The sequence below is a fragment of the Brevundimonas sp. EAKA genome, assembly GCF_000698025.1.
Taxonomy (GTDB): domain Bacteria; phylum Pseudomonadota; class Alphaproteobacteria; order Caulobacterales; family Caulobacteraceae; genus Brevundimonas; species Brevundimonas mediterranea_A.
Genome location: NZ_JMQR01000106.1, coordinates 1 through 10490, shown reverse-complemented (window position 1 = coordinate 10490; position 10490 = coordinate 1). Strand labels below are relative to the sequence as shown.

9 protein-coding genes are annotated in these 10490 nt (G+C 67.2%); 2 read left to right on the top strand and 7 right to left on the bottom strand.

Features of this window, described 5'->3' with window-relative positions; genetic code table 11:
• Together ER13_RS13340 and ER13_RS13335 are read right to left on the bottom strand one after the other, a co-directional pair.
• The coding region (locus tag ER13_RS13340; RefSeq protein ID WP_035309973.1) for a PAS domain-containing protein at positions 1 to 524 on the bottom strand (524 nt) is incomplete at its 3' end.
• 207 nt (positions 525 to 731) lie between these two features.
• Positions 732 to 3527: a TonB-dependent receptor gene (locus ER13_RS13335; RefSeq protein ID WP_035309971.1), complete on the bottom strand. Its 2796-nt coding sequence runs from the start codon at positions 3525 to 3527 to the stop codon at positions 732 to 734.
• 239 nt (positions 3528 to 3766) lie between these two features.
• Between ER13_RS13335 and ER13_RS13330 the strand changes: the two genes are divergently transcribed.
• On the top strand, positions 3767 to 4870 hold the full coding sequence (locus ER13_RS13330; RefSeq protein WP_035309969.1) for a phytase: 1104 nt from the start codon (positions 3767 to 3769) through the stop codon (positions 4868 to 4870).
• Positions 4871 to 4888: 18 nt separating this feature from the next.
• Here the strand turns inward: ER13_RS13330 and ER13_RS13325 are convergent, their stop codons facing one another.
• The 5 genes from ER13_RS13325 to ER13_RS13305 all read right to left on the bottom strand — a co-directional run bounded on the left by ER13_RS13325 (position 4889) and on the right by ER13_RS13305 (position 8420).
• The gene (locus ER13_RS13325) at positions 4889 to 5161 is read right to left on the bottom strand and encodes an HPr family phosphocarrier protein (protein WP_008262858.1); all 273 of its coding nucleotides are present in this window, start codon (positions 5159 to 5161) and stop codon (positions 4889 to 4891) included.
• Positions 5158 to 5562, bottom strand: coding sequence for a PTS sugar transporter subunit IIA (locus tag ER13_RS13320; RefSeq protein ID WP_008262883.1), 405 nt, complete (start codon positions 5560 to 5562; stop codon positions 5158 to 5160). Before ER13_RS13320 ends, ER13_RS13325 begins: the two co-directional genes overlap by 4 nt.
• 119 nt (positions 5563 to 5681) lie before the next feature.
• Positions 5682 to 6110 (bottom strand): HPr kinase/phosphorylase, encoded by a 429-nt coding sequence (locus tag ER13_RS13315; RefSeq protein ID WP_008258830.1) that lies wholly within the window; start codon positions 6108 to 6110, stop codon positions 5682 to 5684.
• Positions 6107 to 7747, bottom strand: coding sequence for a stimulus-sensing domain-containing protein (locus ER13_RS13310; RefSeq protein WP_035309965.1), 1641 nt, complete (start codon positions 7745 to 7747; stop codon positions 6107 to 6109). The genes ER13_RS13315 and ER13_RS13310 overlap by 4 nt, the downstream gene beginning before the upstream one ends.
• Positions 7716 to 8420, bottom strand: a complete 705-nt coding sequence (locus ER13_RS13305) for a response regulator transcription factor (RefSeq protein WP_035309962.1) — start codon at positions 8418 to 8420, stop codon at positions 7716 to 7718. The genes ER13_RS13310 and ER13_RS13305 overlap by 32 nt, the downstream gene beginning before the upstream one ends.
• 200 nt (positions 8421 to 8620) lie before the next feature.
• Here ER13_RS13305 and ER13_RS13300 point away from each other — a divergent pair, with 200 nt between their 5' ends.
• Positions 8621 to 10339 (top strand): hypothetical protein, encoded by a 1719-nt coding sequence (locus tag ER13_RS13300; RefSeq protein WP_008261656.1) that lies wholly within the window; start codon positions 8621 to 8623, stop codon positions 10337 to 10339.
• Positions 10340 to 10490: the final 151 nt, after the last annotated feature.

The window sequence follows — 10490 nt, the reverse complement described above, 5'->3', positions numbered from 1 at the left end:
GTCTCGACGATGGCGGCGATGGAGCCGGTGATCTGGCCCCGTTCGTTCTCGATCGGCATGGCCGTGACCGAAACCAGCATCTTCTTGCGGGTCGCGGCGTTCATCATCAGATGCTGGAAGCCCCGCACCGTCTGGCCGCGCAGGGCCCGGGCGCTGGGCAGCAGGTCGGCGGGGATCGGCTTGCCGTCCGGGAAGGTGATGCCCCAGGTCGCGGAATGGAAGCGCAGGCCCAGCAGTTCGGCGTCGCGACGGCCCAGCAGCTGATGGGCGGCGCGGTTGGCGAAGACGAACTTGCCCGTGCTGTCGGTCTCGACCATGGCCACGGGCACGGCGTTCATCGTCTCGAACAGGCGTCTGTCCGAGGATTCGGCCACCTTCTGGACGATGTCGAGCTGGTCGCTTGCGCTGGCGTGGCGGGCGCCGTGGGTCACGGCGAACCAGAGGGCGACGGCCGCGAGGGCGTAGCCGACGACGGCCGTGATGCCGAAGATCAGCGTCCAGTTGACCTCGCCTTCGAGAAACATTCGGTCGATCCGTTTCAATCTGGGGCGTCCGCCGCCCAGGTTCGCCAGGATCTGCAAGGGGCGAACCAGCGGAGCGGGGGTGGTCTCCGATACCCAGACCTCATGACGAGGCCCGTCGTCAAGCCGCCCGGAAGCGCGGCGCGCATCGCCCATGAAAAAGGGCCGGACGTCGCCGTCCGGCCCTTTCTGCGTCTAGGTTTCGGGGTCCTAGAGCTTGAAGCGGACGCCGACGAAGATGTTGTAGCCGAACTTCTCGTACTCGTAGGTGCGCTCGCGCGAGCCATAGTAGCGAACACCGGCCGAGTCGGTCAGGTTCTTGGCCTCGCCGAACAATTCGACCCCGTTGCCGAAGTCATAGCTGGTGGTGAAGTCCAGCTGTTCGCGGCCCTCGACATAGAGGTCCAGATCGGCGTCGTCGGCGTTGATCTCGTCCAGATAATCGCCGCGCTTGGTGTAGGACAGACGGGCGCTGAACCCGGCCATTTCGTAGAAGAGGGCCGCATTGTAGTTGCTGTCCGACTGGCCGGGCAGGGAGAAGGTGTCGCGCCCTGCATACAGTCGATCGGTTTTGATCTCGGCGTCCGTCCAGGTGTAGTTGGCGAAGACGCCGAAGCCGGACAGAAGACCAGGCAGGAAGTCGAACTTCTGCTGCAGGTTCAGCTCAAGACCGGCCAGGTGACCGTCCGGCGCATTGACCGGAGTCTCGAAGTCCGCCTCGCCGTCGGCGCCGAAGGGCTCGGTGTACTTCAGAACATAGCGGTAGTCCGTCAGGTCCTTGTAGAAGGCGTTGGCCGAGACGACCCCCAGGCTGTTGAAATAGTATTCGAGACCGGCGTCGATGTTGTTCGACAGGGTCGGCTGGAGATCGGGGTTGCCGATTTCGTAGGAAATGTTCGACCCGTCGGTTTCCTCGATGCGGCGGGGAACGATCTGATCGAACTCCGGCCGTGAGATGGACCGCGTCAGGGCGAAGCGACCGATCAGATTGTCGGAGAAGCTATGGCGCACGGTCAAGTTCGGGAAGAACTCCGTGTCGTCGCGGCTGACGGAGGTCGGGCTGACGGCGCCATCGACCACCTTGGCGGCGTCGCCGTCGAACTTGGTGTTCTCGACCCGGACGCCGACGATGACATTGGTGGCGCCAAGGTCGAACCGCGCCTGGGCGTAGCCGGCGAGGATGTCTTCCCGAGCCGTGTAGTCCGCAGTGATGGAGTCAGGCTCGCGGATCGGAGACGCGGCGCGCGCGCTGGCGAAATAGGCGTCGGCCAGGTCAGCGTCGAACTTGAAGCCGAGGTCATAGTCGTAGTTGCGCGATTCACGGTCGCTCAGCACCGACGCCAGCGTGCCCGGGCTCGCCGAAGAGGCGCGGTTGCGGTAGCGCTGCTCGTCCGCATTGATCTCGCGGCTGTTGAACTTGGCACCGAACTTCCACGTCACGTCGCGACCGGCGAACTGGCTGGGCAGCTCGAAGTTGGTCTTGAAGGCGACGTCTTCCTGCGAGGTGGTGTTTTCGCGGAAGGTGTTTTCGCGGAAAGTGAACTTGGTCGGGTCACGGTAGAAGCCGGTCGGATCGCTGAACACCGAATAGCTCGGCATATAGTGATCCGCGGTGTTGTAGCTCAGCGTTGTCGCGCTGGAGCGATACAGCAGTTCATTGCGGTTCGGGTAGCTCTGTTCGCTCTTCGCCCAAGACAGGCTGGCGTCCCAGACGCCGCCGTTGCCGAATGTCTTTTCGCCGCCGGCCACCAGGGTGGTGATATCGTTCTTTTGGGTGCGGTGACGGATTTGGCGGGTGATACGCGCCCCGGTGTAGGTCGCGGTGGTGTCGGTGGCCCCGGGTTGCAGCTTACCGTCCGAATAGATGAGGCCCAGGGTGTTGCGGTATTCGTCGTCTTCGAACTGGGCGAACGATCCGCGCAGATAGGCGCGGAAGTCGTCGGTCGGGCGCCATTCGAGGGCGCCGGTCACGGCCTGGCGGGTGCGCTTGGTCTCGTAGTCCTTGAACAGGCTCTCTTCGAGCACGAAGATCTCGGCGCCGTTCTGCTCTTCCTTGACCCAGGCGTTCTCGACATTGTCAGGGCGGCGGTTGGTTTCGGAATAGCTGACCGACAGCAGGGCGCCGAAGGTCTCATTGGCGAAGACGTTGGACGCCGTGGCGGCGGCGCGGGTGTCGGAACCGCCGTAGTCGTTATAGCTGCCGCCGGCGTAGCCGCTGACGGCCAGGCGGCGCTTGTCGAAGGGCGAACGGGTCTTGATGTTGACGGCGCCGGCGATGGAATCGGCTTCCTGGCTGGGCAGGAGCGTCTTTGAGACCTCGACATTGGCGACGATGTCGCTGGGCAGGGTGTCCAGATCGACGGCGCGGGTGCCCGGATCGACAGCGGGAACCTGGACCCCGTCCACCGAGACGGCGGTGAAGGCCGAGGGCGCGCCGCGGACGTTGATGTAGCGGCCTTCGCCCTGGTCGCGCTGGATGGCGATGCCTTGCACGCGCTGCAGGGATTCGGCGACGTTGGGGTCGGGATAGCGGCCGATGGCGTCGGCGGACAGGACATTGACCGTGCCGTCGGCGTTCTTCTGCTGGTTCAGCGACCGCGCCACACCGTCGGTGATGACGCCGGTGACGATGACGTCGCTGACGGTCGCGGCCTCGCCTGCGCCCAGCATGATCGACACTTCGGTTCCGCCCTGGACCACGCTGACGGTCTGGGTCGCCGAGGGCTGGCCGATATAGCGGACGTCCAGCACGGCCGTGCCGGTCGGCAGGACGAGATCGAACTCGCCCTGGGTGTTGGTCACGGCGCGTTGTCCGGTGGCTCGCACGATCACCTCGGCGCCCGGAAGCGCGTCCCCGGCGGCGTTGGTGACCCGGCCGTGAACGACTTCGCCTGCGACGGCGACCGAGGCGGCCAGGGCGGAGGCTTCATAGGCGTGGGCCGGCAGGGCGGCGGTCACAGCGGCGAGCGACGCGAGCGAAGCGCCCGCGAGGAGATGGAATTTCATGACGAGGTCCCCAATGTCGGGTTTGCTCCCGACGAATACAGCCGCGCTTACCCCCAGGCGGCAAAAAGATCGCGACGTTTTGGCGACGCTTGCCGCTCGTTTCCTTGTCAGTGAGATTGCGAATGATCCGACAACGGCCGAAATCATGCGATTTCGTCGTGCAAACGTCACAATATGTCCATTGACGCGCCGCGGAGCCTTGCCGATCAGGACGCAGCAGATTCTGTCGGGGGCCAGTCATGACGTTCAAGCCAGCCAAGATTCTAGCGGGCGTCTCGCTCGCGGCCCTGATGCTGACCGCCTGCGCGACCCGCGAGGTCGATTTCCAGGGCGAGGGCGAAGGCTTCGTCGGGCCGGGCGCGCCGGTCCAGGCCGTGCTGGAAACCCCCTCGGTCGGCACGGCCGGCCAGGACGCGGCGGACGATCCCGCCGTCTGGGCCTCGGCTGCGCCGGTCATGGTGATGGGCCAGGCCACTCAGGGCTTCGTGGCCGGGACGGACAAGAAGTCGGGCCTCTACATCTACGGTTTCGACGGCCGGATCCTGCAGTTCCTGCCGGAAGGCCTGCTGAACAATGTCGACCTGATCGAGGGATTGAACATCGACGGCCGGCCGCAGCTGGTGCTGGGCGCCAGCGACCGCACGCCGGGCAAGACGGGAATCTCGCTGTATCTGTTCGATCCGGCCGGGACCGGCCAGAACGCCGTCCGCCCCTGGGGCGCCATCGCCACCGACGTGATCGAACCCTACGGCTTCTGTTTCGCGCGACGCGGTGCTGAGATCCACGCGGTCCTGGTGGGGCATGAGGGCGAACTGCGACAGTTCGTGCTGAGCGTCGATGCGGCCGGTCAGCCGGTCTCGCGCGAGGTGCGTCGCGCCGAGATCGGAACCATTTCCGAAGGCTGCGCCGCCGACGAGGCCACGAACGCCCTCTATATCAACGAGGAGAATGTCGGCCTGTGGCGCTATGGCCTCGACCCGGCGTCGGGCGCGGCGCGGACCCTGGTCCAGCCCATCGCCAAGGACGTCCTGGTCGCCGACGCCGAGGGGCTGACCACGCTGACGGATGGCGACAAACGCTATCTGATCGCGTCCAGCCAGGGCGATTCGACCTTCCCGGTCTGGCGCATCGACGGCGCCGCCCCGCAGTACAAGGGCCGGTTCAAGATCGTGGACGGCGTGGTGGACGGCGTCACCGGCACGGACGGCCTGGCCGCCGCCAGCGGCGCGGTCGGTCCCTTCCCCGAAGGTCTGGTCGTCATCCAGGACGACGTGAACGACGTGGGCACCCAGAACTTCAAATATGTGGACTGGCGCGACATCCGCCGCGCCCTGGGCCTGTAATCCGGGGGCGGAAGCCCCCTACTGATCCTCGTCGAACTTGCGCGCGACGAGGTCCGTCAGGGCCTCGATCGCCTCTTCGGCGTCTGCGCCCTCAGCCGAGACTTCGATGCTGCAGCCGATGCCGGCGCCCAGCATCAGCAGGCCCATGATCGAACGGGCGTCCACCGAGACGCCGTCGCGGGTCACATGGATCTCGCTGTCGAAGCTGGAGGCCAGTTTGACGAACTTGGCCGAGGCGCGGGCGTGCAGGCCGCGCGTATTGCAGATGTCGAGAGTCGTCTTCACGCTCATTTTTCGCCCGCGAGCACCCAGGACGCCACCGAGATGTATTTGCGCCCGGCGTCCTGGGCGTGGGCCACGCAGGCCTCCAGGGTCTCGCGCCCGCGCACGCTGGCCAGCTTGATCAGCATGGGCAGGTTCAGGCCGGCGATGACCTCGGCGTGGGTCTGTTCCATCACCGATATCGCCAGGTTGGACGGGGTGCCGCCGAACATGTCGGTTAACAGGATCACCCCGTCGCCGTCGTTCACGGCGGCGGCGGCGTCGACGATGTCGCGACGGCGCCGCTCCATGTCGTCATCCGGCCCGATGCATATGGCCGCGACGCCGCGCTGCGGCCCGACCACATGCTCCATCGCCGAAAGAAACTCCGAGGCCAGTCCCCCATGGGTGACGATAACCAGGCCAATCATGAGAACTTCACTCGCATCCCGCCCTGAACCGTCCCCGGACCTCCCCGCGCCCGCCAGGGAGGCCGGACGCATCCGTTTTGGACCGCAAGGGGCGTGTCATAGACCCGTTATGCGCGGGTTCAAAGCGTCTGAAGCGCGACTGCGACCATCTCGACGGCCGAGGCGGGGCGGGGGTCCAGCGCCAGCAGGGGCAGGTCGATCCCGCAGAAGCGCCGCGTCTGCGGCTCCGGAAGCCGTTCGACCGCTTCGGGAACACAGGCGACGGCCAGGACGACTCTGGCGACCAGCCGTGTCCTGACGGACACGATTCCGACCCCGCGCGCCTCGATCCGACCGGCGATGGCGGCCGGGGCGGTCGCATGAAGCGCGCCGCCGGACGCCCAGACCCGGGTATAGTCGTCGCTGACCAGTCGCCAGCCCCGCCCGATCAGCCGCAGGGCCAGATCGCTCTTGCCGGCGCCCGACGGACCCAGGATCATCACCGCCGTCCAGGCCCCGTCCCGGCGGACGGCGACCGTGGTGGCGTGAACGGGCGACGGGTCGGTCATGAGCGACGACCGGGCGACGCGGCGGACGGCAGGCCGATCTCGAACCGGGCGCCGATCACCTGGCCGTCTGCGCCGATCCGGTTGTCGGCCGTGACGCGGCCGCCATGCGCCTCGACGATCTGGCGGACGATGGACAGGCCCAGGCCCGAGTTGGAGCCGAAGGCCGCCCCCTTGGGCCGCGAGGTGTAGAAGCGCTCGAACACGGTCTCCAGGTTTTCGGGCGGGATCCCGGGCCCCTGATCCTCGACGCGGATGCGGATGGGCAGGTCGCCCTCGACCTCTTCCAGCACGACCCGAACCTCGCCGCCGGCGGGGCTGAAGGAGCGGGCGTTGTCGATCAGGTTGCGGAACACCTGTCCCAGGGGACCGTCGCGGCCGGCGACCCGGAGGCTCTGGGGCGGAGGCTCGAACCGGACGGGAATATCGTCCGGCCGGGCGGTGGTCTCATAGACGCCGACGATATCGGCCAGCAAACGGTTCAGTTCGATGGCGCGAGGCCGGTCGCGCGACAGTTCGGCGTCCAGACGCGAGGCGTTGGAGATGTCGGTGATCAGCCGGTCCAGGCGGCGCACGTCCTGTTGCAGCAGACTGGTCAGCTTCTCCCTCTGGGCGTCGGTCTTGACCAGGGGCAGGGTCTCCAGCGCCGAACGGATCGAGGTCAGGGGGTTCTTGATCTCGTGCGACACGTCGGCGGCGAACCGTTCGATGGCGTCCATCCGGGTGGACAGGGTGTCGGTCATCGACTCCAGCGACCGGGCCAGGTCGCCGATCTCGTCCTTGCGCTCCTCCAGGTCGGGCAGGGAGATGGCGCGGGCGCGCTGAAGCCGGACCTGGTCCGCCGCCGCCGCCAGCCTCAAGACCGGCCGCGCCACGAACAGATGCAGCAAGAGGGAGGCCAGCAGGTTCACGGCCAGGGCCACCAGGGCGAAAGGCACCAGGGCGCGTCTCTGATCGTCCAGGATCTCATCGACATTGCCGGCTTCCAGGGTCAGGACGCCCAGCACCTGGCGGACATGCCGGATGGGGATCGAGACGGAGACGACGCGGTCGCCGGATTCGTTGCGCCGGACGGTCGTTTGCGGCTCTCCGGCCAGGGCGCGCTCAACCTCGGCGGCGACCTCGGCCTCGACGGCCTTCTTGTGTTCGGCGTCGCGAAGGGTCTTCTGGGCGATCTCCCCGGAGGGGGGCGTGCCGGCGGGACGCGCAGGCGGGAGGACCTGGCCAGGGATGTTCTCGGTCACCTCGTAGCTGTCGATGACCGGCAGGCCGTTGATGTCGTAGAGTCGAACCCGCTGGCCGTTCGGGACGAAATTGTCACGCAGCCATTTCGCCGCCTCGCCCACGTCCAGCTCCGGGGTTGGCACGCCCCGGCTGATGCCCAGTTCGCCCAGGACATTGCCCAGCAGTTCGGCCTGGACGGTCAGCGATTCCTGACGCGCCTGGATCAGCCCCTGACGCCATTCGTTCAGAACGAGCGCCCCGCCGAACAGGATCAGCAGGCTGAGAAGGTTGAGCGCCAGGATGAAGCCGCCCAGCCGCGAGCCGCCGAAGCGGAACCTCGGCCGGCGGACAGGCTCCTCGTCGGGCTCGCGCCCGACGGGAAGATCAGCTTTCGCGGTAGCGGTAGCCGACGCCATACAGGGTCTCGATCGCGTCGAACTCATTGTCCACGGCGCGGAATTTCTTGCGCATCCGCTTCACGTGGCTGTCGATGGTGCGGTCGTCGACATAGACCTGATCGTCGTAGGCGGCGTCCATCAGGTTGTCGCGGCTCTTCACGAAGCCGGGGCGCTGGGCCAGGGCCTGGAGCAGCAGGAATTCGGTGACGGTCAGCTTCACCGGCTTGCCGTCCCAGGTGGATTCGTGACGGGCCGGGTCCATGCTCAGCTTGCCGCGCTTGATCGCCTTGCCGGAAACCTCGGCCGAGGGTTCGGGGTCGACGGCGTCGGCGCCGGTGCGGCGCAGCAGGGCCTTGACCCGCTCGATCAGCAGCCGCTGGCTGAAGGGTTTGTGGATATAGTCGTCGGCGCCGAGGTTGAAGCCGAGGATTTCGTCGATCTCCTCGTCCTTGGACGTCAGCATGATGACGGGAATCTGCGAGGTCTGACGCAGGCGGCGCAGCACCTCCATCCCGTCCATGCGCGGCATCTTCACGTCGAGGATGACGAGGTCGGGCGGCGCGCTTTCCAGCGCGGCGAGACCCGAGGCTCCGTCGTGGTAGGCCGTGATCTTGTGGCCATGGCTTTCCAGCGCCAGCGAGACGGACGCCACGATGTTCTCGTCGTCATCGACCAGGGTGATGTTGGCCAAGGTTGTCTTCTCCTGAACTTCCCGTTCCCGCGAACGAGAACGCACGGCAAGCGTAACCGTTCGATCACGGTCACATTAGGGCTAAGGCAAATGGGCCGCCAACCCGGATGTTTCAACGATAGCCGGGTTCGTTTCCAACGGCGCGATGAAAATTCGTCGTGAAAACCCCCCTTTAAAGCCTTGGGCCTCAATGATCCCGGATGGCCGGTCCGATCCACTACGAAGTCTATGTCCGAAAGACCGCTCCGGCGGGCTGGACCCTGTTGATCGCCACCGAGGACCGCAAACACGCCCTGGAAACGGCCGAGGACCAGCTGCGCGACCGGCTGGCCGCCGCCGCCCGCGTCACCAAGGAGACGCTGGATCCGGACACGATGGAGTTCAACAGCCTCAACATCCTGACGATCGGCGCGCCCGAAGAGAAGAAGAAGCCCAAGAGTGTCGAGGCCGCTCGCCCGGCGTGCAGCGCCCCGGCCGAACTCTATACGCCCCACGCCCGCGCCCTGATCGGCCGTGTTCTGGAGGACTGGCTGAAGCGCCAGGGGGCGACGGCGTTCGAACTCCTGCACCGGCCAGACCTGGCCGAGCGACTCGACGCCTCCGGCGTGGAGCTTCAGCACGCCGTCCAGAAGGTCGCCGTGCCGGAGAGCCAGGCCAGCGGCCAGGACCTGCACAGCGTCGTGCGCCACTACCAGCGGCTGTCGGAAGATGCGGTCGCACGGTTGCTGAAGGCGGGCCGCTCGGGCCTGTTTCCGTCCCTGGAAAAACGGTCGATCGCCGAGCTGGCGCAGGGGTTGAGCGGATCGGCGGACCGCGCCTTCGTCATGGGCGGCGTCGTCGCCCAGGCCCTGGCCGACCGCAAGGGGGCGCGGGACCGGCTGGACGGCCTGATGGACATGATCGACGCCGCGCCGCCGGCCGGGCCGGCGCGCGGGCTCGTCGTGGGCGCCGTCGAACAGATCGCGGCGGAAATGCTGGCGGTGCGCGCGAACCTGGCGGAAATCCTGGGCCCGTCTCTGGACCACGGCGCCAGCCTGGCCGCAGTGGTGCGCATGGTGGCCCCCCGAGAGGTCGAACGGCTGATCGGTCTGGATTCCCGCATGGCCCTGATGACGCCGGCGGTCGAAGGTCCCGCCGCGCGACTGGGCGCGCGTCTGGCGGGGGGCGAGCTCCCGCAGCTGTCGGCGTCCCTGGCGCGGATGGTGACGCGCGAACTGGCCAGCCCGCGGCGGCTGCGGCCCAACGACCCGGTGGGGGAGATCGACATCCTGCGCACCCTCGCCATGGCCCTGACGGCGGCGGCGGGCCGGCTTCTGACCCTGGAAGAGGTGCAGAACGCCTTCGTCGACCGATCCAAGAGTCTGGTCACGCCCGATTTCGTCGGCGCCTATGTCCGCCAATGTCCGACCGCCCTGTCCGAGGCCGAACTGCTGACGCGGCTGTGCGAGAACGTCACCGGAGGGGCCAACAAGCGGGCGGCGGCGCGCTGGCTCAGCGCCTGCGTGGCCTCCGTCCGGCTGGAAAGCGAGATGCGCCAGTCGGCGCCGGGCGGCCCCAGCGTGTCGCAGAAGCTGCTGGTCCTGGCGCGACTGCAGCGGTCGGTGCGGGCCGTACAGCTGGGCGAACTGGATGAAAGACAGATTTCGACGGCCATCGGCGCCCTGGGCGGAACCCTGGAGGCGGACGCCGGACTGCTGGCCCAGATCGGCCGGGCCCAGGCCACGCCGGTTCAGAAGCTGACGGCCCTGATGAAGATGACCAATGGCGAGACCGCGCCTCTGGGGCCTGCTGCGGATCGCGCCCGCGCCGAAGCGGTCAAGATGCTGCGGATCCCCGAAGTCCGCCAGGCGGCGGACGCCGATACCGAGGCGTCTGCGGCGCTGCAGAGCCTGATGCAGGCGGCCCGGCTGAAGGTCTGAGCCTCAGTCGAAGATGTCGAAGATGCTGTCGCGCTTCTTCTTCTTGTAGCGATAGTCGTCGTCCCGATGGCGATCATCGCCGCGCCGGTCGTCCCTGTAGCCCCGGTCGTCGGCATAGGGACGCCCTCCGCCCCAGGGTTGGGACTGGGGC

Coding starts and splice junctions, on each gene's coding strand:
- ER13_RS13335 (WP_035309971.1), bottom strand. CDS start 3,527: ATGAAATTCCATCTCCTCGCGGGCGCTTCGCTCGCGTCGCTCGCCGCT.
- ER13_RS13330 (WP_035309969.1), top strand. CDS start 3,767: ATGACGTTCAAGCCAGCCAAGATTCTAGCGGGCGTCTCGCTCGCGGCC.
- ER13_RS13325 (WP_008262858.1), bottom strand. CDS start 5,161: ATGAGCGTGAAGACGACTCTCGACATCTGCAATACGCGCGGCCTGCAC.
- ER13_RS13320 (WP_008262883.1), bottom strand. CDS start 5,562: ATGATTGGCCTGGTTATCGTCACCCATGGGGGACTGGCCTCGGAGTTT.
- ER13_RS13315 (WP_008258830.1), bottom strand. CDS start 6,110: ATGACCGACCCGTCGCCCGTTCACGCCACCACGGTCGCCGTCCGCCGG.
- ER13_RS13310 (WP_035309965.1), bottom strand. CDS start 7,747: ATGGCGTCGGCTACCGCTACCGCGAAAGCTGATCTTCCCGTCGGGCGC.
- ER13_RS13300 (WP_008261656.1), top strand. CDS start 8,621: ATGGCCGGTCCGATCCACTACGAAGTCTATGTCCGAAAGACCGCTCCG.